Raw genomic sequence first — 24,139 nt, forward strand, 5'->3', positions numbered from 1 at the left:
ACGTCTTTTATATTATTCTTCGCTATCTTTTTCTTTTGTTGCTTCAACATCGCCTTCAGCATCCTGAACTTCGCCGCTGTCTGGCTCTTCTTCCTGTTGAGGAGGTAGTACAGAAGCAACTGTATCTTCTGCATCATGCGTAATTTCTAGCTTTTTATCTACCTTAATATCCGCTACGGTGATTGTATCATTAATTCCTAAGTCTGATACATCTACATCAATAGATGATGGGATATCTTGCGGTAAACCTTTTAATGAAATCTCATATAGAGACTGCTGTAATACGCCGCCTTCTTTTGTTCCTTTTGCTTCTCCTACTAGAGATAAAGAAACTTCAGTATCAATTTCTTTCTTCATGTCGACCACTTGGAAATCGGCGTGGACAATTTCGTTTTTTAATGGATCGGTTTGAATATCATGTAACATTACAGAATATTTTTGCTTATCCACTTGTAATGTTAACACTCCATTGCGTCCTGCTTCACGAATAGTCTTAATAAAATCAGCACTGTTTAAGTAAATAGGTGTGGATTCTGTTTTATTTCCGTAAACAACCGCTGGGAAGTTTCCTTCGTCGCGAATTTTTCTATTTGTAGAATTTTTGAAATCCGTTCTTTTATTTGCTTGAATTGAAATACTCATTTTATTCACCTTCCAGTATGTTTTCTACTTAAAATGTACCCTTTTTAGAAGGCTGCTAAACATAAAACTCGTTTCAATCAGCAATATTTCTTTGCTCACCCCGTCCAAATCCCTTTAAAATCAAGGATTAGCACATTTAATTTTTTTCAAAAAAACCTCTTTCCAAATGGAAAGAGGTTCTGTTTATCAATCAAATAACGTACTAACTGATTGCTCTTCGTGAACACGAATAATCGCTTCACCAATTAACGGAGCTACTGAAAGTTCTGTTACTTTACCAATTTTCTTATCTTCTGTTAAAGCAATAGAGTTTGTTACAGCTAGCTCTTTGATTGTAGAGTTTTGAATACGCTCAATCGCAGGGCCTGAAAGCACTGGGTGTGTACAACAAGCATATACTTCTTTTGCACCTGCTTCAATTAATGCACTTGCACCAATTGTAATTGTACCAGCTGTATCAATCATGTCATCAATCAAGATTGCTGTTTTTCCTTCCACTTGTCCAACAATGTTCATAACTTCTGCTACGTTTGGACGTGGGCGACGTTTGTCAATGATAGCGATCGGCGCTTTTAGACGTTCCGCTAAACGGCGAGCACGCGTTACGCCACCGTGGTCCGGAGATACAACAACAACGTCATCAAGGTTTTTACTCTTAAAGTATTCACCTAAAATTGGAACACCTACTAAATGGTCAATTGGAATATCGAAGAAACCTTGAATTTGAGGAGCATGTAAATCTAATGTGATAATACGAGTAGCTCCCGCTTTTTCAATGATATTTGCTGCTAATTTGGCAGTGATTGGTTCACGTGCACGAGCTTTACGATCCTGACGAGCATAGCCATAGTAAGGCATAACGATGTTAATTGTTTTAGCTGATGCACGTTTTAATGCATCAATCATAATTAATAATTCCATTAAGTGTTCGTTAACTGGAGCACTTGTTGATTGAATGATAAATACATCACAACCACGGATACTTTCTTCAATGTTAATTTGAATTTCTCCGTCACTGAAACGATCAACCGAACATTTACCTAATTCCACACCAATTACTTTTGCGATCTCTTCAGCTAAAGCCTTGTTTGAATTTAGCGTAAATAACTTTAAATTTTCATCAGCATATACATTTGACATTTTATTGTGAAACCTCCGTCAGGATTTTTTATTAATATCAAGCTTTTCAGCATAGTTTTCTTTATTTACTTGTTTCGCACGAGCAATTGATAATGCTTTTCCTGGCACATCATCCGTTACGGTTGAACCAGCTGCAACATAGGCGCCTTCACCAATTGTTACAGGTGCAATTAAGTTTGAGTTACATCCTACGAATGCCCCATCTTCAATCTTTGTTAAAAATTTATTTTTCCCATCGTAGTTAACTGTAATAGATCCGCACCCTAAGTTTACACCTTTTCCGACCTCTGCGTCTCCAATATAACTTAAATGAGAAGCTTTGCTACCTTTGCCAAAAGATGCTTTTTTAATTTCTACAAAGTTTCCTACGCGCACTTCATCTCCAATTAATGATTGAGGACGAATATGTGCAAATGGGCCAATTGTGACTTCGTGACCAATTTCACTATCGTGAGCAACAGAATGGCGAATAGAAGTATTATTACCTATTTTGCAGTCTTTAATTTCACTGTTAGGTCCTACTTCACAATTCTCTCCAATTACAACTGTTCCTTGAATAACCGTACCAGGATAAATAACCGTATCTCTGCCAATGACAGCATCTGCTGAAATGTACGTGTTAGAAGGATCCACAATCGTCACTCCATTTAACATATGCTGCTTGTTGATGCGCTTCTTCATTGTCTCTTCTGCTTGAGACAGAGCAAATCGATCATTAACGCCCAATGTTTCAGCAAAATCGGATGTTTGATATGCAGAAATAATTTGACCTTCATTTTTTAGAATTTCGATAACATCAGGTAAATAATACTCTCCCTGTACATTATCATTTGAAACTTTTGAAAGTGTCTCAAATAATTTCTCATTATCAAAACAATACGTACCAGTATTAATCTCCTGTACAAGACGCTCTTGTTCCGTGGCATCTTTATGCTCAACAATCTTTTCAACAGACCCTTGTTCATTTCGAATGATGCGTCCATATCCTGTTGGATCTTCTGCATGAGCTGTTAAAATAGTTGCCATTGCATTTGTTGCTTCATGATGCTTTAATAAAGATTCAATTGTTTCAGCTGTAATAAGCGGAGTATCTCCACATACAACAATTGTCGTACCTTTTTCATGTGCAAGTAAAGATTCTGCTTGCATTACTGCATGAGCTGTTCCTAACTGCTCTTCTTGTAAAGCAAATAAGCTTTTATCTCCAACATGTGATTTCACTTTTTCGGCACCGTGACCTACAACTGTAATTAAATTTGTTAAATCCAAACGTGATAACTGATCAATTACGTGTTGCACCATCGGTTTGCCACACACAGGGTGTAACACTTTATATAAAGATGACTTCATACGTGTACCCTGACCAGCTGCCAATATGACTGCATATCTTTTTGACATAACAGGCCTCCAATTTTACCTTTTTATCCATTAAGAATATTATATCAAAAATGACAGCATTTCAAGGAATCATTTATAAGTCATGAATTTTATTTTTTGGTAATGCTAAAGTTTTACAAAGGTGTGAAATTATATAAGTGGTAATCAAAAAGAAAAGAGCCTACTTTTCAGTAGACTCTTAATGTATCATATGTTTACGAAGCACCCGCTTCTTCGAATTCAACTTCTACCTCACCTAAACGATGATATTCTGCTAAAACAGCATCTTGAATCTTTCCGCGAGTATTTGAATTGATTGGATGTGCAATATCACGGAACTCACCATCCGGTGTACGTTTACTTGGCATGGCTACAAATAAGCCATTATTACCATCAATCACACGAATATCATGAACAACAAATTCACCATCTAATGTGATTGAAGCAATCGCTCTCATACGTCCTTCAGTGTTCACGCGGCGTAATCTTACGTCAGTTACTTCCATCTTGTTCACCACCTTTTTCTATGCGAAGCTTTACATACTTAATTCCACAGAATTTTGTGTTTTCCTGCTATTCAGAAAAAATTTTTAGAAAATTTTCGCAAAAAAAGTGAACAATTGGAAGTTACTTGCTTTTTGTTAGAAATTTGTTAATTTAATTACCCTTTAACGAGCGCAATAACTTCAATTTCAACAAGTACATCTTTTGGTAGCCTCGCTACCTCTACACATGAACGTGCTGGCTTATGGTCGCCGAAGTAGTCGCCATAAACTTCATTTAACGCTGCAAAATCGTTCATATCTTTAATGAATACGGTTGCCTTTACAACTGTATTTAGAGAAGCTCCAGCTTCTTCAAGAACTGCTTTTAGATTTTCAAATACTTGAGTAGCTTGTACTTGAACATCTCCTTCGACCAATGTACCATCTGGACGAAGTGGAATTTGACCTGAACTGTAAAACAAGTTATTCACAACAATTCCCTGTGAATATGGACCAATAGCTTGCGGTGCATTTTTTGTTTGAACCTGTAACATATGTTCCTCTCCCTTACTTGATCAAATATATTTTAAGTAATTGCCTTCCTGTACACGAATTTGTTTATCTTTGATATTTACATCTGTCAGTTGTACAAGAGACACATACTCATCCACTAAACGTTCTTCAATATCTTCTGATTCTACTAAAACTCCAATACCAGCAACAGTTGCATCGAACTCTTCAAGCAAACTAACCATTCCGTTTACCGTACCGCCAGCTTTCATGAAGTCATCAATGATGAGTACATTTGACCCCACCGCTAAACTTCTTTTAGCTAACAGCATCGTTTGAATGCGCTTAGATGAACCCGACACATAGTTAATACTAACGGTCGATCCCTCGGTTACTTTACTGTCTCTGCGCACAATAACAACCGGCACGTCTAAATACTGAGCAACCGCATACGCAATAGGAATACCTTTTGTTGCTACAGTCATCACAACATCGATTTTGCGGTTGGCAAAAAGCGATGCATACAGGCGACCGATTTTATTCACAACGCGGGGGTTCCCTAAAATATCAGTTAAATATAAATATCCACCTGGCAGTAAACGCTCAGGTTTTTCAATCAACCCACATAATTCTTGAACAAGCTGACCGGCTTCTTCATTCGTCATTTTTGGAATGAATTTAACTCCGCCGGCAGCTCCTGGTAGCGTAACCAAAGTTCCGATACCCTGCTGTTCAAAAGTTTGTTTAATAATCGCCATATCTTCGCTGATAGATGATTTTGCAGAATCATATTTATCTGCAAAATACGTAAGAGGGATAAGGCGCTGAGGGTTTTGAATGAAATAGTTGGTCATATCAATTAATCGTCCACTACGTCGAAACTTCATAACATCCTCCTGAAAATCCGAATATTGTAATGTAAATATAACATTAACATACGGATTTATTCAAGCGTTATTCGTTCACCTAGTAGCCTAACTGCATAAACTTTATCGCAAAACCCACGTAATCCATTATAAATGCGATGCATACGTGAATCATGCTGTACAAGTCCAAATACAGTTGGCCCACTGCCGCTCATGAGCACAGCATCGGCGCCAAAACGCTTTATTTGTTCTTTAATGAGAGCTACTTCCGGATGCATTTTCAGTGTTACTGCTTCCAATACATTTCCGACAAGGCTACACATTTGATCATAATTTCCTGATTGTATAGCGTGAACCATCTCATCTACTTGAGGATGATCCATCTCTTCAATTCTTAAGTTGCGATATACATCTGCTGTAGAAACACCTATTTCAGGCTTAGCCAAAATCACCCAGCAGCTTGGAGGTGCCTCAATATGCTCTACAATCTCTCCGCGCCCTGTAGCAAGAGCTGTCCCTCCGTACACGCAAAAAGATACGTCAGAGCCAATCTCAGCCCCTATTTCTGCAAGTGTGTCTAATGATAACCCTAATTCCCATAACGTATTTAAACCGCGTAATGTAGCAGCCGCGTCACTGCTGCCTCCAGCTAATCCAGCAGCTACTGGAATATGTTTATCAATTAATATATTTACACCTTTTGAAATGTTATAACGTCGCTTCAAAATCTGCGCTGCCTGATAAGCGAGATTTCGCTGGTCATCTGGAACAAAGCGATTATGAGAATAAATAACAATTCGTCCATCTTCACGATCAGAAAGTTCAATTCTGTCCGCTAAATCAATTGTTGTCATAATCATCTTAACTTCATGGTAACCATCTGGACGTTTATGTAACACATCAAGTGACAAATTTATTTTAGCCGGTGCTTTCACCATTAATTTCAACTTACTTCACCTACTTCATCTTATCGAGTTTAACGCTATTTTATCATAAAATGAACAAGATATAGCTGTTCATTTAAACATCTTTGTTTAATACTCTGTTTTATCTTTCATTTTGGGACAAAAAAACCGAAGCGGTTATACACTTCGGTTTTCCTCATTTCACTCTAAATAATCGTATAAGCATTGATTTTCACTATGCTATTGCTTTAGCTGCTGCTGTGCAAGCTCTACAGCTCGCTTCACCATATTGCCTGCGTCTTTTGCACGAATAGCGCCCCAACCTTCTGCTTGTACAGTATCGTAAAAACCAAGTTCTTTAGCCAGTTCTTCTTTCAGCTTCGATGACATAATCCCTCTACGCCTTGACATTGCACATGGCTCCTTTACGTATAAAATGAAATTTCAACCTGAATCTCCTCGCTCTTTTACATAAGAAACGCGAGGAAGATATGTATAGTATGTATAAAAAATAATGCATATATAATTTGAAAAAAAGACCAATAAAAAAGCAGTAAACCAATGTCCACTGCTCATCACCACTTGCTATATTGCCTATGTCATTCTTAGAAAAATTTTAGTTGCACTGTTTCCGTTAACACATCTGCGTAACTATACGAAACGCGCTCCAAAGAGTTTTCCTCTTGATCTAATTCAACGATAAAAACAGACGGGTACGTTTCTGTTAATACACCTGAACGTTCTACTGTTTTTCTACGACCACCGTTTGCTTTTAAAGTTAATCGTTGGCCTAGGTGCAAATCCAGCGCTTGCTTAATATCAGACAAAGTTTTCGCCATATTGGTCCACCTCACTATGTATAGTGTAACACATGTTAGAAAAATAGTCAAAAACATAAAATTATAACAATCTATCTCTAATTGTGTCAATAAATAATTTTCAACATGAATCTACATTTCGCTGTTATTATGCTCGTTTTTCAACGAAATATGTATATCTTTAGCAAATATTGAAAATGATTTTGTGGAATTAAGCGTATACTTTGGCTTCATACGAAAAAACAACTGGTTGCACATCATGCGTGTACATGCTGTAACCAGTTGTTTTTATTTCTACTCATCGCTTTCATAAGGCATGCCCGTGCGAAGCAGCCCTTTGGTTTCTACTCCTCCTAAACCTTTAGCACCCGTTAATGTATTACGTAAGACGTCCCATACATTAATACGATCCGTGAAAGGAGTAAAACTTAGTTTTGCCACTACATACACAGGGTCAAGCGCATGAATATTTACACGTGAAGGTGAACTAGCAAAGTTTGCTCCAGCTTGAATCAATAATTCAAAATGCGATTGACAGGCACCTGCAAAAATCACCAGCTGATCTAAATTACCAACTCTTTTTCTTGCTTCTTGGACTGTTCGAATATAGTGCTTAGAATGTCTATAAGCAAGAAGATCATCCTTATTTCCTTTTCCTTTTGAATAGGCATCATGCCCTGTCAGCACCAGAATATCAGGCCTTACATCCTCAATTAACTTTCCAACTTTCTCCGGCATCTCTGACTCTACGCAATGAACACCATAAACAGGAACACCAATTTTTTCATAAACCAATAAACATTTACGTAAATAATTAGGGTCTCCGTCTACGTGCAGGACCTTTCCAGGAATTTGAAATAAGCGATGTGAATGGCTGTATCCATTAGTCATGCTATATTCAGTTTTCTCTCGAACGAGCCGATAATCCTGTTGAATAAGCTCCAAGGATCTTTCTAAAAGTTCTTCTTCTTGTTTTTTTCTTTGATCCTGTTCTTTAGCGTCCACAACCTCTAAATCTGTACAAGGAGCGTCGGCAATCAACCGAACGTCTTCTCCTATTAAAGTCGCATATTTCCCCGCTTCGCTGTCATTAATAGCTATAACACGAAAAAGCAAATCTCTTTGATAAGAAGGTCGTGTAACTATATCACCAATTTTGATGTTCATATGCTTCACTCCGTCTTTGCTACTTCAAAAATAAATTCTCTTCATAGCCTATGACTTCATGATAAAAATGTGATGATTTAGCGAAATGATTTTAAAAGTTGATCACTTAGCTTTCCGAATTCTTGAATAGACAACGTTTCGCCTCTTCGTTTCGGGTCAATTTCAGCAGTTGAAAGTGCTTGCTCAATGTCCGCTTTTTTCTGTTTCCCATTGGGCAAGTTGTTCACTAGATTGTTTAAAATTGTCTTTCGACGCTGTCCAAAACTTGCTCGTACAACTTGGAAGAAGAATGCTTCATCTTGCACCTCTACCGCGGGCTTCGGTCTTCTCAACAATCGAATAACGGCTGAATCTACATTAGGCTGCGGATTAAAAACTGTTTTAGGCACAATCATAACCGTCTCAGCCTCTGTATAGTATTGAATTGCAATAGAAAGTGAACCGTACTCCTTTGTTCCCGGTTTAGCTGCTATACGGTCAGCAACTTCTTTTTGAAGCATCACAACAATTCCCCGTACTGGAATCTGCTCTTCTAATAATTTCATCAAAATGGGTGTCGTCACGTAATACGGTAAATTCGCAACGACCATTAAATCTTCTATGTTTTCAAATTCTTGTTCGAGAGTTCCTTTTAAATCTGCTTTTAACACATCTTGATGAATAACTTTTGCATTTGGATAAGGAGAAAGAGTATCGGCTAAAATCGGAAGCAGACGCTGGTCTATTTCAAATGCCAGTACTTTTTTTGCGCGCTTTGCTAGCTGTTCAGTTAATGCTCCGATACCAGGTCCAATTTCAATAGCTCCCGTTTCTTCTGTTATTTCCGCATGGTCAACAATACGATGTAAAATGTTCGTATCAATTAAAAAATTTTGTCCCAAACTCTTTTTAAATGTAAAACCGTATTTCTTTAAAATTTCCTTGGTTCGATTAGGCGTTGCAATATCTTTTAACACGATTCCTTTTCCTCCTTATTTATCTGCTCAACAGCTTTAATAAACTCCTCTTTTGAAATTTGGAACATCTGTAATCGTTTATGCAGCTGCTTTCCGTTGGCATAGCCAATTTTTAATAACTTCCCTATTCTTTCACGTCGAGACTTAGCTTTACTATCTCCTACCAAACGAGCTACGATTAAATCCTCTTGAGAAATCTCCATATCTGCTTCTATCCACTCTTGCTTCACATCTTTTAGTGCTTTTTGAATAGACGCAATAGAAGCATGTTCAACTCCAATACCTTTGCCGTTTTTAGGACGAGCCTCTTCTTTATCTAAAAATGCGTGTTTACATCCTGGAACACGTTCTGAAACAATATTTCGAATTCGCTGTCCTGGGTAATCTGGATCTGTAAAAATAATCACGCCTCTTGTTTTTTGAGCTAATTTTACTTTCTCAATGGTTTCTTCATTTACAGCTGATCCATTTGTCTCGATGGTATCCGCATCCACTGCACGTTTAATCGCTACAGTATCGTCCCGACCTTCTACTACGATAATTTCTTTAATCTTCATTTCTTCCTCCAAAACATTCAGTTTTGTTCATTTGCTTTTCAGTAAAAATGAAATGCTCGTTACTCACATCATTTTTCTTCTATGAAATCAACGTTTTATCTTATTATCAACTAAATTAAAAAGTATCTATCTGTTATTTTAACTGAAAAAGGCAGAGGATAACATTCTCCTCTGCGCCTATCTTTACTTTAACACGAAAATGATTGTTATATGAGAAAAAGTTTTAATCATTAATGCCAAATAGCTTTTTGGCGTTAGCTGTTGTAATATCGGCTAACTCTTCATACGTTATCCCTTTTAACTCTGCAATTTGCTCCGCTACGTATGAAACATAACCAGGTTCATTGCGCTTGCCGCGGAATGGATGAGGAGTTAGATAAGGACAGTCTGTTTCAATTAATAGTTTATCTAAAGGAAGTTCTGTAGCAACTTCTTTTGGTTTTTTCGCATTTTTAAAGGTAACAGGTCCGCCAAAAGAAATATACATATTCATGTCCATACACTGCTTTGCTACTTCAATACTGCCTGTAAAGCAATGCATAATCCCTCCTACTTCCTCTACGTGCTCTTCTTTTAAAATCGTTACCACGTCTTCCGTTGCATCACGGTTATGAATAATGATAGGCAAATTCACTTTGCGTGCTAAGCGAATTTGACGGCGAAATACGTCCTTTTGAACCTCTTTAGGTGATTTATCCCAATGGTAGTCTAATCCCATTTCCCCTAAAGCAACAACTTTCGGGTGCTGAGCTAACTCTTCAATCCAAGCTAAGTGCTCATCCGTCATATCAATTGCATCTACTGGATGCCATCCTACACTAGCATAGATAAAGTCATACGTTTCAGCTATTTGAATAGCCTTTTTGATGGTAGGTTCATCGAATCCAACAACTACCATGTTTTGAACACCTTTTTCTAACGCACGATTAATTACTTCGTGCAAATCATCTTCATACTGTTCTGCGTTTAAATGAACATGTGTATCAAATAACATCTAATCGATCCTTTCCATGAATAAAAGGGGGTCCTCGCATGTTACACGTGAAACACCCCTTTTACCTATACTTATTTTATCTTCGTGCCGTTTGCTAAGTTTTGATCTACGCTTGCTAGTGAAAGACCATTCTCATCTTCACCCGCTAAAATCATTCCTTGTGATAGTTCGCCGCGCAGTTTCACAGGCTTTAAGTTGGTTACACAAATTACTTTTCGACCTACTAATTCTTCAGGCTTATAAAACTTGGCAATACCTGATACAACCTGGCGTTTTTCATAGCCAAGATCAAGCTGCAGCTTTAATAGTTTATCTGCCTTTTTAACCGGTTCTACTTGTGTAACTTGCGCTACACGAAGCTCTACTTTCATGAAATCATCAATTGTAATCTCTTCAGAAGGCTCTTCCTTCACAACAGGTTTTTCTTCCTTTGGAGCACTTCCTTGCATCTGCTCTTTAATAAACGCTACCTCTTCTTCTCGATCTAGACGAGGGAACATTGGCTCACCTTTTTCTACTTTTGTGCCTTCTTTAAGCATATTAAAACGCGTCGTGCTTTCCCACGTTTTTAATACATCTTCTTTTACACCAATCTGAGCAAAAATTTTCTCAGGTGTACGTGTTAAGAATGGCTGCAGCAATACCGCAATGTGACGAATTGATTCAGCTAGATGTGTCATAACAGAAGCAAGTTCTGCACGCTTGTTCTCATCTTTTGCTAACGCCCAAGGCTGCGTTTCATCAATGTATTTATTCGTGCGGCTTACATATTGCCAGATAGAAGCAAGAGCCACTGAAAACTCCATATCTTCCATCGCTTCTTCATATTTATTCACTGTATCTTTTTGAGCTTGGACGATAAGTGCATCAAACTCTGTTACATTGCCTTCATAAGTCGGAATAACACCATCAAAATACTTATTAATCATCGCCACTGTACGATTAACTAGGTTGCCAAGGTCATTTGCTAAGTCAAAGTTAATACGTTCAACAAACGCTTCTGGTGTAAATACACCGTCTGAACCGAATGGAACTTCACGAAGTAAGTAGTAACGAAGTGCGTCTAGCCCGTAGCGATCAATCAATGTCACTGGGTCTACTACATTCCCTTTTGACTTCGACATCTTTCCGTCTTTCATTAATAACCAGCCGTGAGCAAATACTTTCTTAGGAAGTGGCAAATCAAGGGCCATCAACATGATTGGCCAATAAATAGTATGGAAACGTACGATTTCTTTTCCTACTAAATGTACGTTAGCCGGCCAATATTTTCGATAGTTTTCATCGTTCTCTGTACCATACCCAAGAGAGGTGATATAGTTAGAAAGCGCATCAATCCATACGTAAATAACGTGTTTTGGATTACCTGGAACTTTTATCCCCCAATCAAACGTCGTACGAGAAACAGCTAAGTCTTCAAGGCCAGGCTTAATAAAATTATTGATCATTTCGTTTTTACGGGACTCTGGTTGAATAAATGAAGGGTTTTCTTCATAAAAAGCTAGTAAACGATCTACATATTTCCCCATTTTAAAGAAATAAGACTCTTCTCGAACGAGCTCTACAGGGTGTCCGCTGTCCGGGCTTTTTCCGCCTACAACTTTTCCATTTTCAACGATTGGATCTATTAGTTGATGCTCTGTATAGTACGTCTCATCGGGAACTGAATACCAACCTTCATACTCATCAAGATAAATGTCACCTTGTTCTAAAAGGCGCGCAAAAATCTTTTCCACGATTTCTTTATGTCTGGGTTCTGTTGTACGGATAAAATCGTCATACGAAATATCCATCTTATCCCACAGCTCTTTGATTCCAGATACAATATCATCGACGTATTGCTGAGGTGTCACGTTTTTCTCTTCTGCTTTTCGCTGAATTTTTTGACCATGCTCATCTGTACCTGTTAAATAGCGTACGTCAAACCCTCTCAAACGTTTATAACGAGCCATTGCATCTCCCGCTACCGTCGTGTATGCGTGCCCTATATGTAATTTACCACTCGGATAATAAATCGGCGTAGTAATATAAAATGTATTATTTCCATCTGCCATGTTCATAACCTCCAACATTCCATTTCAACATTTTGATTTATATGGATGTAATCATATAAACCCTGTCTTCTTATTCTACTATCTATCATACTATTTTACATGATAATTTCAAAACATTCTCTTCCTATATACAAGGGAATATGACGGATTCACTTCATTTTTAAATAATCGTTATTTTTCCAAAAAATAATCCTGTTAATTGTATCAGCTTCGCCCTATTTTTATATAAAATATACCCTCATTCAAAAAGTCACTTCGATAAAAACGACAAATAGGTCTAATTTTGTCGTTTTATGTCGAATTATATTTACCCTATCTTCAAAATAGTTAATATCAAGCTATTTAGGCGATTAATCTTTTTTCCAATGAAACCCCTTGTCATTCCTTGACTGACGGTCACAATTAGCTTATAAACAAGTCGAGAAAAAAATTTTTCCCAGCTACATTTTTTTACATATAAAATGATTGACTAGTTTTGGAAACGCTGGTATTATGAAAGTACGTTGAAATTGTCGAATAATGACGAAAGTAATAACATAGAAAAATGATTACTGAGAGGAGAACGATTAACATGAAATCTACAGGTATTGTTCGTAAAGTTGATGAATTAGGACGCGTAGTAATTCCAATTGAATTACGTCGTACATTAGGAATTGCAGAGAAAGATGCTCTAGAAATCTATGTAGATGAAGAGCGCATCATCTTAAAAAAATACAAACCAAACATGACTTGCCAAGTAACAGGTGAAGTATCTGATGATAACATTCAACTTGCTAGCGGCAAATTAATTCTAAGCCGTGAAGGTGCAGAACAAATCATGAAAGAACTTCAAGATTCTTTACAAGCTTCTAAATAAAACGAAAAGCTGTCTATGATAGACAGCTTTTTTTAATGTACGTGATATTCACTGTAAATGTCTCGCTTTGACACATCTCGGTCTTTTGCCACTTGCTTAATAGCTTCTTTGTTTGAAAGCCCTTCTTCTACATAGTGATCAACATGCTCGATAATGGTGAGCTGTTCCCACCATAGATTACTTTCATCTGGTGCTTCTTCATTTGTCCCTTCAAGAATTAAGCAGAATTCGCCTCTAATATCTGTGGTATTTGTCCATTCAATTGCTTCTAATACGCTTCCTCTTAAAAACTCTTCATAGCGTTTTGTTAACTCTCTACATAACACAATAGATCGGTTCCCTAAGATTTCTTCTATACTCTTTAGCGTTTCTTTTAACCGATGAGGGGCTTCATAAAATATCATGCTTTCCTTAATATACTGAAGCTCTTGAAGCTGTTCTTTACGCTGTTTTTTATTTCTGTTTAAAAATCCATAAAAATAAAACTGCCCCGTAGGTAGTCCAGAAGCAATTAAAGCTGTTAATGCTGCATTGGGCCCCGGCAGCGGAACAACCGTATATCCTTCTTTAACGGCAGCTACCACTAACTCATAACCAGGATCTGAAATACAAGGCATGCCCGCGTCGCTTACTAAAGCAATATTTTTTTCACCGTCTAAGTCGCTTAACAGCTGTTCACTTTTTGTATGTTTATTATGTTCATGGTAACTTGTAATAGGCGTATCGATTTCAAAGTGGTTACATAGTTTTTTCGTTTGTCTCGTATCTTCTGCGGCAATATAATCAACTTCTTTTAAAATTCGAATCGCACGAAATGTCATATCCTCTAAGTTTCCAATAGGAGTGGGAACTAAATATAAAACGCCTCGTTCATTCGATACATCATAACTTTTTTGTGATTTCATTCTGCTTTTCTTGCTCCCTTCGAATGTAAGCCTGTTTTTGCACTCTGCTTAACTGTTTGAACCAATACTCTTTTTTCATAGCTTCTGTTTTAGAAGTAAACACCTCATGCCAAATTAATGAAACAGGCCTTCTTGCTCTCGTATATTTTGCCCCTTTCCCTTCATTATGGACAGAAATGCGTTTTTGCAAATTATTCGTGTAACCAGCGTAATACGTACAATCCTTGCATTCAACTACGTAAAAATAATGATTATTTTGTTCCATATAAAATCCTTTTTAATTCATCCGTGTATTCATCATTATCTTGGTAGACCACCAGCGGAGGAAGAATCTTTAAATCTGGACTTCCATCCTTCGTACCTTCAATTAAAAGTGTATTTGCTTCTTTCCCACCTTTAGGATAGACAAACTGAAGTCTCTTTGGCTCTAAACGGTACTGCCTCATTAACGTAACGATATCTAATAGTCTTCCTGGACGGTGAACTAATGCCACTTTTCCGCCTTGCTTCACTAGTTGGCTGCTGGCTCTAATCACATCTTCCAACGAACAATGAATTTCGTGGCGAGCGATTGCAAAATGTTCGTTTTCATTTATCTCTTCTTTATTGGATGTGGTGAAATAAGGAGGATTACATGTTACAACATCATATTTTCCATAACCCAGTTCTTGAGGTGCATTTTTTAAATCACCATGTATCATTTTAATCTGCCCATCGAGCTGATTATACGCAATACTTCTTTGCGCCATACTGTGTAGCCGTTCTTGAATTTCTACACCAATGATTTTTCCCTTTGTTCGTTTAGATAAAAACAGTGGGATTACACCGTTTCCTGAACATAAATCAACCAAGTTACCTTTACGAATTGGCACATAAGCAAAGTGAGATAAAAGCACAGCATCCAATGAAAAGGAAAAGACAGACGGACTTTGAATAATGCGCATCTCCTCATCGGCTAATAGATAATCTAAACGTTCATCTCCATATAACTCAACCATAGTCGTTCTTCTCCTTGTACATCTATTATTTACATCTTTTACTCATAAAAAGAACCTCTCCAAAAGGGAGAGGTGTTGTTACTTTTTATTTAAAAATGACAAGCAAAACAAACAGTCTCCATCTTTACGCACACTTCCATAATGAATGTTACAAATATGAAAACCCTCTTGGTAAAGGCGAGCCAAATTGTCATATCCTTCTCCGATATCAATTTGTTTTTGCTCTTTTGTTTGAGCGCTTGCTTTTGAATGTCTATTTTTCAGCTTCGTTTCGAAGTTTGTCTGGTCAAGGCGACGGCGCAAATGATCATTTTCTATTTGCAGGTGATGATTTTCTTCAATTAGCTCAGCAAGATGCTCTTTCAACTCACCTAACTGCTTATATAAATGACCAATTTGTTCCTCCATGTTTGTCACCGAATCAAAAATCTCTTTTTTATCCACCTTTGCCCACCTCGTTAATCTGTGGCTTGAAACGAAACAGCACCTTCATTATTGATCTCATCCAGAGTATACTCTAAAGTTTGTTCGTGATCTGACAGTTCCACTTGAATAATTCTTTCCAAAATATTCAAACCCACTACACGTCCTGAACCATCTGAAGTTTTAATTGTTGAGCCTATATCAGGAAGCTGTTCTTTTGCCGTTTCATACTCATCATTTTCATATTTTAAACAACACATCAAACGTCCGCATAAACCAGAAATTTTCGTTGGATTAAGCGATAGGTTTTGGTCTTTGGCCATCTTAATAGAAACCGGCTCAAAATCACCTAAAAACGTTGAGCAACATAGCATACGGCCACAAGGACCTATCCCGCCCAACAGTTTTGCCTCGTCTCGTACACCGATTTGACGAAGCTCAATTCGCGTACGGAAAATAGCAGCTAAATCTTTAACTAACTCTCTAAAATCAATACGGCCGTCTGCTGTAAAATAAAAAATGACTTTATTACGATCAAACGTATATTCTACATCTACTAACTTCATATCTAAATCGTGTGATTGAATTTTTTGCACGCATACGTCATACGCTTCTCTAGCAGCTTGTTTATTTTCATCCACAATCAGCCTGTCTTTTTGTTCAGCAATGCGGATTACTTTTTTCAAAGGAAGTACAACATCGTGTTCACTTACTTGCTTCTTATTAATAACCACTCTGCCAAATTCAACACCACGAACTGTTTCTACAATAACAAACTCACCATCTGGAATTGTAAGTTCTCCAGGGTCAAAATAATATATTTTTCCCGCTTTTTTAAAGCGAACGCCTACTACATCATACAAGCTTTTATCCCTCCTGCAAATCCAACACCAGCTGTTCCATTAATAACTGTAGATTCATATTTGAATTTAATTTATTTTTGGCCTTCAAGATAACCTCTAAGCGATAAATCGCTTTTTCCTGCGTTGTCTGAAGAGCTTGCTGTTTTAATTCTTCTATTTTATGACGATAGACGATTTTAGACTCTTGTCCAACTTGCAGCGTCAACAAATCACGATAAAGAAGCATCAATAAAGTTAAACCAATATGAGCTTGTTCTTTTTCTTTAAAATGTGTTACCCACTTTTCATGAATAAAAAGAAGAGCTTGTTGAGGTCTCGTTGTTAACACTTCATATAATTGTATCACTAACTTTATTGCAAGTCCAAACCATTCATCTTTACTTAATTCAATTGCTTCATCAATGCTGTTTGTTAAATTAGACAAGATGGACGCATCCACTGCGGAAAGGCCATTTTCTACTAGTTTTTCAGCTAACTGTTCTGGTGTAAGAGATCGAAATGATATTACTTGGCAACGTGAGATAATCGTATCTAATAAGCGCTGTATATTTTCTGTTAATAAAATTGCATAAGTTCCGTTGCCAGGCTCTTCTAAAAATTTTAGTAAACTATTTGCTGCGCTTACTGTCATTTTATCAACATGATTCACAATATATAACTTTTTATTAGATTCAACACCGGTTTTTGTGAATTCTGATTGTAAGAATTGAATTTGCTCTTTTTTAATCGATAGACCAGCTGGCTCAATCAAGTGAATATCTGGATGATTACCTGAATCAATTCGCCGGCAGTTACTGCACTCATGGCATGGCCTATGATTAACTGGATTTTGGCAAAACAGTGCTTTAGCAAACAAAAAACTAATTTGTTTTTTACCTGTTCCTTTGCTTCCTTCAAATAAATAAGCATGAGCAACTCGCTCTTTAAGTAAGCTGTTTTGCAAAATCTTTAACACGTTCGGCTGAAGAGCTTCAAGCTGTTCCCATGTATTTCCCATTCAATCATCACTTTCTATTTAAAATCTTCTCTCTTAAAATTGATGAAATTGATCTACTGGTAGTACGAATACTGTAGCTCCGCCCACTTCAACTTCAACAGGATACGGAATGTATGAATCTGCATTACCGCCCATCGGTGCCACAGGAGAAATCATCTGTCTGCGGTTTTCACATTGGCCCTTAATAATATCAAGTACTTCATCTACTTTATGATCGTCTGTACCAATCATAATTGTTGTATTCCCTGATTTTAAAAATCCGCCCGTACTTGATAATTTGGTTGAACGAAACCCTCTTTCTACAAGTGCATTTAAAAGCTTTGAGCTATCTGAATCTTGAATAACGGCCATTACTAATTTCATGAATAACACCTCATTTTACTTTTTTGTTAAGAATAGTATAGCAAGAATAACGATCATCTGTATTTATTTTAAAATCAATTTTATTTGTTTATAAGCTTCTTCACAGACTTTTTCAACGGATTGATTTGCATCAATTCGTCGAATACGCTCTGGAAATTCACTCAAAAGAGATAAATATCCATCTCGTACTTTGTAATGAAAGTCTAAGGATTCTAAATCTAATCGATTAATCTCATCTTTTCGACCTTTATTAATTCTTTCTAATCCTACCTCAGGCTCAATGTCAAAATATAAAGTGGCCTGTGGCATCGTTTGCTCAATAGCAAATTGATTGATAGCAAAAATATCTTCTACGCCTATACCCCGCGCATTTCCTTGATAAGCAAGTGAGCTATCAATAAAACGGTCACATAATACTATATTCCCTTTATTTAGCTCAGGAATCACTTTTTCTACAAGATGTTGTCTTCTAGCCGCAGCATAAAGAAGTGCTTCGGTTCTGGCATCCATTTCCGTGTTAGATGGATTTAAGATAATTTCACGAATTTGTTCAGCAATTCGTATGCCTCCAGGCTCTCTTGTTAATACAATAGTATAGCCCTCTTGTCTTAATTTTTGTTGAACCATATGGATGATCGTTGTCTTACCAGCACCTTCTGGCCCTTCAAATGTAATAAACGTTCCTGACATGTATAAATTCCTTTCTCTATTTAAATACTTCTATCTTTCCTTCTTCCATACAAGAGCCGCCCTGAATATGACCATTTAATCTTTGAATATGCAAAATATAGTCAATATGATTGCTCGTAATCGTTTCTCCCTCCATTAAAATAGGAATTCCAGGAGGATATGGAATAACAGATTGTGCGCTTACACACCCAACCGCTTCTTCAAACGAACACATATGCTTTGATCTTAGTTTTCTTTCTTCCATAGGCAGGAGAAGCGTTGCTCTTGAAAAACGAAATGGTTTGATTAGTGGTTTTTCATATGACTTACGCTGTATATTCTCTACTGCTTGTCTAACCCGCTTAATTGTATCATTAAAATCCCAGCTGCTGCTTAAAGGTAGAACAAACAATACATAATTAACGTCAGCTAGTTCTGTATAAATATCTTGCTTTTCCAGTTCCTTTTGCAAATGATATCCTGTTGCCGCCGAACAAGTCAACGTCATTTTCAAAAGGTCGGTAGCAGTTTGATCTGTTTCTACATCAATAGTTGAAAGTGTATCAATCTCATTAATCTTTTTAACAAAGGAATGAATATTGTCAGTCATTCTATCCATATCATGCTGAGTAAACTGCTGCAGATAATACCGTGCCAAATCGAGAGAAGCCATAATAGGGTATGAGGGGCTGCTTGACTGCAGTACTTGTAAGTAATGCCGCACCGCTTGCCTATTTACTAATGTTCCTTGCATATGTAAATAAGAACCCATTGTCATAGCTGGCAGCGTTTTATGTGCTGACTGAACAACAAGATCCGCTCCATACGTCACAGCTGACGACGGAAAAGGATTGCCTAAAATAAAGTGGGCTCCATGAGCTTCATCAATAATTATAGGAATATTGTAGCTATGAATAAAGTCAATGATCTCCTTTAAATCTCGCGCCACCCCGTAGTAAGTAGGATTGGTTAATACAAATGCTTTTATATCGTCAGAACCCTCTAAAGCCGCTTTAATTGTTTTAATGGATACACCTGTACTAAGATGTGTTTTTGAATCTATTTCAGGAGCTAAAAAAATAGGTGATGCCTTTGATAAAGCAATAGCATTAAAAATAGATTTATGAGAATCTCTTTGAACAGCAATTTTATCTCCTTCTTGACAAAGAGATAAAATCGCGGCGAGATTGCCTACAGTAGAACCATTAACTAAAAAAAAGCTTTCATCTACTCCATACAACTTTGCCGTTAACTCTTGTGCTTCTTTAATAACAGATTCTGCTTCATGTAAATCATCTAATCCGCTAATTTCTGTTAGATCGTATTGCAAAAAGTCTGCGTAAGAAGACTGAATATGTGAAGGTAGAATTTGACCATTTTTATGGCCGGGCACGTGATAAGAGAGTGACCTCTTTTCGCTATGCCTTACTAAACGGTTATATAAAGGTAAATATGTATCCATACATCCATTCCTTACTTTTTGTAAATATAACATTGTTAACTTGATAAAAGAATATGTAAGTATTTTTCCTATCAAAATTGATTTTTCTTTCATTATAACAAACTTAGATGATTTTTTTGAGCCATATAAAGAAGCCCTTATAAAAAAGGGCTTTTAGTAAGAAAACGCTCCTGATATTCTCTTTAATTGATCTACTAACAATTGATAACGAAAATGAGATGAATCCACCTCTACAATCTCTACCTCGCAGTGTTGGCATATAAAGCTGGAAAACACCTCAATACCCTTTGTATGCTGTTCATGACAAACGGAACATGTCTTAATTTGTTTTTCCATTACTCTCCACCTCCACTAAATAAGTATCGACAAGATGCAACTTCTTTATGCAGTTCATTTACCCCATTTTATGTAGATAGCTTATACTCTGTGAATAATAAAAAAAGGACTAGCTATTTTAGCTAGTCCTTTTTCAGGTGCCTGGCAACGTCCTACTCTCACAGGGACAAAGTCCCAACTACCATTGGCGCTAAAGAGCTTAACTTCCGTGTTCGGTATGGGAACGGGTGTGACCTCTTCGCTATCGCCACCAGACAAGAGATTGTTCTCTCAAAACTAGATAACAGTTTGCTGAGTAAAGCTTACGCTTTTAAAGTTTGGTTAAGTCCTCGATTCGATTAGTATCAGTCAGCTACACATGTCGCCACGCTTCCACCTCTGACCTATCAACCTGATCATCTTTCAGGGATCTTACTAGCTTGCGCTATGGGAAATCTCATCTTGAGGGGGGCTTCATGCTTAGATGCTTTCAGCACTTATCCCGTCCACACATAGCTACCCAGCGATGCCTTTGGCAAGACAACTGGTACACCAGCGGTGTGTCCATCCCGGTCCTCTCGTACTAAGGACAGCTCCTCTCAAATTTCCTACGCCCACGACGGATAGGGACCGAACTGTCTCACGACGTTCTGAACCCAGCTCGCGTACCGCTTTAATGGGCGAACAGCCCAACCCTTGGGACCGACTACAGCCCCAGGATGCGATGAGCCGACATCGAGGTGCCAAACCTCCCCGTCGATGTGGACTCTTGGGGGAGATAAGCCTGTTATCCCCGGGGTAGCTTTTATCCGTTGAGCGATGGCCCTTCCATGCGGAACCACCGGATCACTAAGCCCGACTTTCGTCCCTGCTCGACTTGTAGGTCTCGCAGTCAAGCTCCCTTGTGCCTTTACACTCTACGAATGATTTCCAACCATTCTGAGGGAACCTTTGGGCGCCTCCGTTACATTTTAGGAGGCGACCGCCCCAGTCAAACTGCCCACCTGACACTGTCTCCCGGCCCGATCAGGGCCGCGGGTTAGAATTTCAATACAGCCAGGGTAGTATCCCACCGACGCCTCCACCGAAGCTAGCGCTCCGGCTTCTCAGGCTCCTACCTATCCTGTACAAGCTGTACCAAAATTCAATATCAGGCTACAGTAAAGCTCCACGGGGTCTTTCCGTCCTGTCGCGGGTAACCTGCATCTTCACAGGTACTATAATTTCACCGAGTCTCTCGTTGAGACAGTGCCCAGATCGTTACGCCTTTCGTGCGGGTCGGAACTTACCCGACAAGGAATTTCGCTACCTTAGGACCGTTATAGTTACGGCCGCCGTTTACTGGGGCTTCGATTCAGAGCTTCTCCCAAAGGATAACCCCTCCTCTTAACCTTCCAGCACCGGGCAGGCGTCAGCCCCTATACTTCGCCTTGCGGCTTCGCAGAGACCTGTGTTTTTGCTAAACAGTCGCCTGGGCCTATTCACTGCGGCTCTCTCGGGCTATACACCCTACCAGAGCACCCCTTCTCCCGAAGTTACGGGGTCATTTTGCCGAGTTCCTTAACGAGAGTTCTCTCGATCACCTTAGGATTCTCTCCTCGCCTACCTGTGTCGGTTTGCGGTACGGGCACCTCCCGCCTCGCTAGAGGCTTTTCTTGGCAGTGTGGAATCAGGAACTTCGGTACTATAATTCCCTCGTCATCACAGCTCAGCCTTTATGATGAGCGGATTTGCCTACTCATCAGCCTAACTGCTTGAACGCGCATATCCAGCAGCGCGCTTACCCTATCCTACTGCGTCCCCCCATTACTCAAACGGCGGGGAGGTGGTACAGGAATATCAACCTGTTGGCCATCGCCTACGCTTTTCAGCCTCGGCTTAGGTCCCGACTAACCCTGAGCGGACGAGCCTTCCTCAGGAAACCTTAGGCATTCGGTGGACAAGATTCTCACTTGTCTTTCGCTACTCATACCGGCATTCTCACTTCTAAGCGCTCCACCAGTCCTTACGGTCTGACTTCACAGCACTTAGAACGCTCTCCTACCACTGACATCAAAGATGTCAATCCACAGCTTCGGTGATACGTTTAGCCCCGGTACATTTTCGGCGCAGAGTCACTCGACCAGTGAGCTATTACGCACTCTTTAAATGGTGGCTGCTTCTAAGCCAACATCCTGGTTGTCTAAGCAACTCCACATCCTTTTCCACTTAACGTATACTTGGGGACCTTAGCTGGTGGTCTGGGCTGTTTCCCTTTTGACTACGGATCTTATCACTCGCAGTCTGACTCCCATGGATAAGTCTTTGGCATTCGGAGTTTGACTGAATTCGGTAACCCGTTGGGGGCCCCTAGTCCAATCAGTGCTCTACCTCCAAGACTCTCACAACATGAGGCTAGCCCTAAAGCTATTTCGGAGAGAACCAGCTATCTCCAGGTTCGATTGGAATTTCTCCGCTACCCACACCTCATCCCCGCACTTTTCAACGTGCGTGGGTTCGGGCCTCCATTCAGTGTTACCTGAACTTCACCCTGGACATGGGTAGATCACCTGGTTTCGGGTCTACAACCACATACTAAACGCCCTATTCAGACTCGCTTTCGCTACGGCTCCGCCTTATCAGCTTAACCTTGCATGGGATCGTAACTCGCCGGTTCATTCTACAAAAGGCACGCCATCACCCGTTAACGGGCTCTGACTACTTGTAGGCACACGGTTTCAGGATCTCTTTCACTCCCCTTCCGGGGTGCTTTTCACCTTTCCCTCACGGTACTGGTTCACTATCGGTCACTAGGTAGTATTTAGCCTTGGGAGATGGTCCTCCCAGCTTCCGACGGAATTTCACGTGTTCCGCCGTACTCAGGATCCACTCAAGAGGGAACGAAGTTTCAACTACAGGGTTGTTACCTTCTTCGACGGACCTTTCCAGGTCGCTTCATTTACTTCGTTCCTTTGTAACTCCGTATAGAGTGTCCTACAACCCCAAGAGGCAAGCCTCTTGGTTTGGGCTAATTCCGTTTCGCTCGCCGCTACTCAGGAAATCGCATTTGCTTTCTCTTCCTCCGGGTACTTAGATGTTTCAGTTCCCCGGGTCTGCCTTCAATATCCTATGTATTCAGATAAAGATACTGTTCCATTACGAACAGTGGGTTTCCCCATTCGGAAATCTCCGGATCAAAGCTCACTTACAGCTCCCCGAAGCATATCGGTGTTAGTCCCGTCCTTCATCGGCTCCTAGTGCCAAGGCATTCACCGTGCGCCCTTTCTAACTTAACCATTAGCGAATAAATGGTACAACATATTGTTGTGTTATTTATTGGTTTGATTAAAGAAAAGTTTCACTTTTCCTCAGCAATTACTGTTATCTAGTTTTCAAAGAACAATCGCAACCAAAATTCTTCTTATTAGATAAGAAGAAAGTAGTGTGCTTTCTATAATTGAGAGATTGAACTCTCAAAACTGAACAAAGTGTCAAAACGTACGTCATGTAAAAATCCTTAGAAAGGAGGTGATCCAGCCGCACCTTCCGATACGGCTACCTTGTTACGACTTCACCCCAATCATCTGTCCCACCTTAGGCGGCTAGCTCCTTACGGTTACTCCACCGACTTCGGGTGTTACAAACTCTCGTGGTGTGACGGGCGGTGTGTACAAGGCCCGGGAACGTATTCACCGCGGCATGCTGATCCGCGATTACTAGCGATTCCAGCTTCATGTAGGCGAGTTGCAGCCTACAATCCGAACTGAGAATGGTTTTATGGGATTGGCTTGACCTCGCGGTCTTGCAGCCCTTTGTACCATCCATTGTAGCACGTGTG

Annotated in this window: 25 protein-coding genes and 3 rRNA genes; 1 reads left to right on the plus strand and 27 read right to left on the minus strand. The window is 39.1% G+C overall.

What is annotated here, in order from left to right:
- Positions 1–12: 12 nt before the first annotated feature.
- From ACO1DI_RS24305 to metG, 14 genes are all read right to left on the minus strand, one after another.
- Entirely contained in the window at positions 13–642 is a 630-nt protein-coding gene (locus ACO1DI_RS24305) for a 50S ribosomal protein L25/general stress protein Ctc (protein WP_014462058.1), read from the minus strand.
- 186 nt (positions 643–828) lie between these two features.
- Positions 829–1,782 carry a ribose-phosphate diphosphokinase gene (locus tag ACO1DI_RS24310; protein ID WP_014462059.1) on the minus strand — a complete coding sequence of 318 codons (954 nt, stop codon included), beginning with the start codon at positions 1,780–1,782 and terminating at the stop codon, positions 829–831.
- An 18-nt stretch (positions 1,783–1,800) separates the two neighbouring features.
- Positions 1,801–3,180, minus strand: coding sequence for a bifunctional UDP-N-acetylglucosamine diphosphorylase/glucosamine-1-phosphate N-acetyltransferase GlmU (gene glmU / locus ACO1DI_RS24315; protein ID WP_014462060.1), 1,380 nt, complete (start codon positions 3,178–3,180; stop codon positions 1,801–1,803).
- 194 nt (positions 3,181–3,374) lie between these two features.
- Positions 3,375–3,665 (minus strand): septation regulator SpoVG, encoded by a 291-nt coding sequence (gene spoVG, locus ACO1DI_RS24320; protein WP_013054864.1) that lies wholly within the window; start codon positions 3,663–3,665, stop codon positions 3,375–3,377.
- A 155-nt stretch (positions 3,666–3,820) separates the two neighbouring features.
- The gene (locus ACO1DI_RS24325) at positions 3,821–4,198 is read right to left on the minus strand and encodes a RidA family protein (RefSeq protein WP_013054863.1); all 378 of its coding nucleotides are present in this window, start codon (positions 4,196–4,198) and stop codon (positions 3,821–3,823) included.
- 21 nt (positions 4,199–4,219) lie between these two features.
- Entirely contained in the window at positions 4,220–5,041 is an 822-nt protein-coding gene (purR, locus tag ACO1DI_RS24330; RefSeq protein ID WP_013054862.1) for a pur operon repressor, read from the minus strand.
- 56 nt (positions 5,042–5,097) lie between these two features.
- Positions 5,098–5,967 carry a 4-(cytidine 5'-diphospho)-2-C-methyl-D-erythritol kinase gene (ispE, locus tag ACO1DI_RS24335; RefSeq protein WP_042992400.1) on the minus strand — a complete coding sequence of 290 codons (870 nt, stop codon included), beginning with the start codon at positions 5,965–5,967 and terminating at the stop codon, positions 5,098–5,100.
- Positions 5,968–6,165: 198 nt separating this feature from the next.
- Positions 6,166–6,336 carry a small, acid-soluble spore protein, alpha/beta type gene (locus ACO1DI_RS24340; protein WP_013054860.1) on the minus strand — a complete coding sequence of 57 codons (171 nt, stop codon included), beginning with the start codon at positions 6,334–6,336 and terminating at the stop codon, positions 6,166–6,168.
- 194 nt (positions 6,337–6,530) lie between these two features.
- On the minus strand, positions 6,531–6,764 hold the full coding sequence (gene veg / locus ACO1DI_RS24345) for a biofilm formation stimulator Veg (protein ID WP_013054859.1): 234 nt from the start codon (positions 6,762–6,764) through the stop codon (positions 6,531–6,533).
- A gap of 273 nt (positions 6,765–7,037) precedes the next feature.
- The gene (gene yabG / locus ACO1DI_RS24350; RefSeq protein ID WP_028412638.1) at positions 7,038–7,910 is read right to left on the minus strand and encodes a sporulation peptidase YabG; all 873 of its coding nucleotides are present in this window, start codon (positions 7,908–7,910) and stop codon (positions 7,038–7,040) included.
- 77 nt (positions 7,911–7,987) lie between these two features.
- Positions 7,988–8,866: a 16S rRNA (adenine(1518)-N(6)/adenine(1519)-N(6))-dimethyltransferase RsmA gene (gene rsmA / locus ACO1DI_RS24355; protein ID WP_028410352.1), complete on the minus strand. Its 879-nt coding sequence runs from the start codon at positions 8,864–8,866 to the stop codon at positions 7,988–7,990.
- Entirely contained in the window at positions 8,860–9,423 is a 564-nt protein-coding gene (gene rnmV, locus ACO1DI_RS24360) for a ribonuclease M5 (RefSeq protein ID WP_014462065.1), read from the minus strand. Before rnmV ends, rsmA begins: the two co-directional genes overlap by 7 nt.
- A 223-nt stretch (positions 9,424–9,646) precedes the next feature.
- Positions 9,647–10,417, minus strand: a complete 771-nt coding sequence (locus tag ACO1DI_RS24365) for a TatD family hydrolase (RefSeq protein WP_014462066.1) — start codon at positions 10,415–10,417, stop codon at positions 9,647–9,649.
- 71 nt (positions 10,418–10,488) lie between these two features.
- The gene (gene metG / locus ACO1DI_RS24370; RefSeq protein ID WP_116741797.1) at positions 10,489–12,471 is read right to left on the minus strand and encodes a methionine--tRNA ligase; all 1,983 of its coding nucleotides are present in this window, start codon (positions 12,469–12,471) and stop codon (positions 10,489–10,491) included.
- A gap of 565 nt (positions 12,472–13,036) precedes the next feature.
- On the opposite strand from metG, the gene ACO1DI_RS24375 reads away from it, so the two are divergent.
- Positions 13,037–13,327 (plus strand): AbrB/MazE/SpoVT family DNA-binding domain-containing protein, encoded by a 291-nt coding sequence (locus ACO1DI_RS24375; protein WP_170836841.1) that lies wholly within the window; start codon positions 13,037–13,039, stop codon positions 13,325–13,327.
- Positions 13,328–13,359: 32 nt separating this feature from the next.
- Here ACO1DI_RS24375 and rsmI read toward each other — a convergent pair whose 3' ends face one another.
- The 13 genes from rsmI to ACO1DI_RS24440 all read right to left on the minus strand — a co-directional run.
- Entirely contained in the window at positions 13,360–14,232 is an 873-nt protein-coding gene (gene rsmI / locus ACO1DI_RS24380; protein ID WP_116741795.1) for a 16S rRNA (cytidine(1402)-2'-O)-methyltransferase, read from the minus strand.
- Positions 14,210–14,497 (minus strand): GIY-YIG nuclease family protein, encoded by a 288-nt coding sequence (locus ACO1DI_RS24385; protein WP_014462068.1) that lies wholly within the window; start codon positions 14,495–14,497, stop codon positions 14,210–14,212. Before ACO1DI_RS24385 ends, rsmI begins: the two co-directional genes overlap by 23 nt.
- On the minus strand, positions 14,484–15,230 hold the full coding sequence (locus tag ACO1DI_RS24390; protein ID WP_370695769.1) for a tRNA1(Val) (adenine(37)-N6)-methyltransferase: 747 nt from the start codon (positions 15,228–15,230) through the stop codon (positions 14,484–14,486). The genes ACO1DI_RS24385 and ACO1DI_RS24390 overlap by 14 nt, the downstream gene beginning before the upstream one ends.
- 78 nt (positions 15,231–15,308) lie before the next feature.
- Positions 15,309–15,674: a DNA replication initiation control protein YabA gene (yabA, locus tag ACO1DI_RS24395; RefSeq protein ID WP_013054848.1), complete on the minus strand. Its 366-nt coding sequence runs from the start codon at positions 15,672–15,674 to the stop codon at positions 15,309–15,311.
- A 14-nt stretch (positions 15,675–15,688) separates the two neighbouring features.
- Positions 15,689–16,516, minus strand: a complete 828-nt coding sequence (locus ACO1DI_RS24400; protein WP_423145661.1) for a PSP1 domain-containing protein — start codon at positions 16,514–16,516, stop codon at positions 15,689–15,691.
- A 4-nt stretch (positions 16,517–16,520) separates the two neighbouring features.
- Positions 16,521–17,513 (minus strand): DNA polymerase III subunit delta', encoded by a 993-nt coding sequence (gene holB / locus ACO1DI_RS24405; protein WP_013054846.1) that lies wholly within the window; start codon positions 17,511–17,513, stop codon positions 16,521–16,523.
- A gap of 33 nt (positions 17,514–17,546) precedes the next feature.
- Entirely contained in the window at positions 17,547–17,876 is a 330-nt protein-coding gene (locus tag ACO1DI_RS24410) for a cyclic-di-AMP receptor (protein WP_013054845.1), read from the minus strand.
- Positions 17,877–17,939: 63 nt separating this feature from the next.
- Positions 17,940–18,566 carry a dTMP kinase gene (gene tmk, locus ACO1DI_RS24415; RefSeq protein ID WP_115652888.1) on the minus strand — a complete coding sequence of 209 codons (627 nt, stop codon included), beginning with the start codon at positions 18,564–18,566 and terminating at the stop codon, positions 17,940–17,942.
- Between the two features lie 16 nt (positions 18,567–18,582).
- A complete protein-coding gene (locus ACO1DI_RS24420) occupies positions 18,583–20,007 on the minus strand; it encodes an aminotransferase class I/II-fold pyridoxal phosphate-dependent enzyme (protein WP_423145662.1) in 1,425 nt (474 codons plus the stop codon).
- A 153-nt stretch (positions 20,008–20,160) separates the two neighbouring features.
- Positions 20,161–20,343, minus strand: a complete 183-nt coding sequence (locus ACO1DI_RS24425; protein WP_013054842.1) for a sigma factor G inhibitor Gin — start codon at positions 20,341–20,343, stop codon at positions 20,161–20,163.
- Positions 20,344–20,482: 139 nt separating this feature from the next.
- Positions 20,483–20,598, minus strand: a 5S ribosomal RNA gene (rrf, locus tag ACO1DI_RS24430).
- Between the two features lie 62 nt (positions 20,599–20,660).
- Positions 20,661–23,597: ribosomal RNA gene (locus tag ACO1DI_RS24435) — 23S ribosomal RNA — on the minus strand.
- A gap of 225 nt (positions 23,598–23,822) precedes the next feature.
- Positions 23,823–24,139 (minus strand): 16S ribosomal RNA (locus tag ACO1DI_RS24440); the annotation flags it as partial.

Origin of the sequence: Priestia sp. 40, from assembly GCF_049368575.1 — a bacterium.
Lineage (GTDB): Bacteria > Bacillota > Bacilli > Bacillales > Bacillaceae_H > Priestia > Priestia zanthoxyli.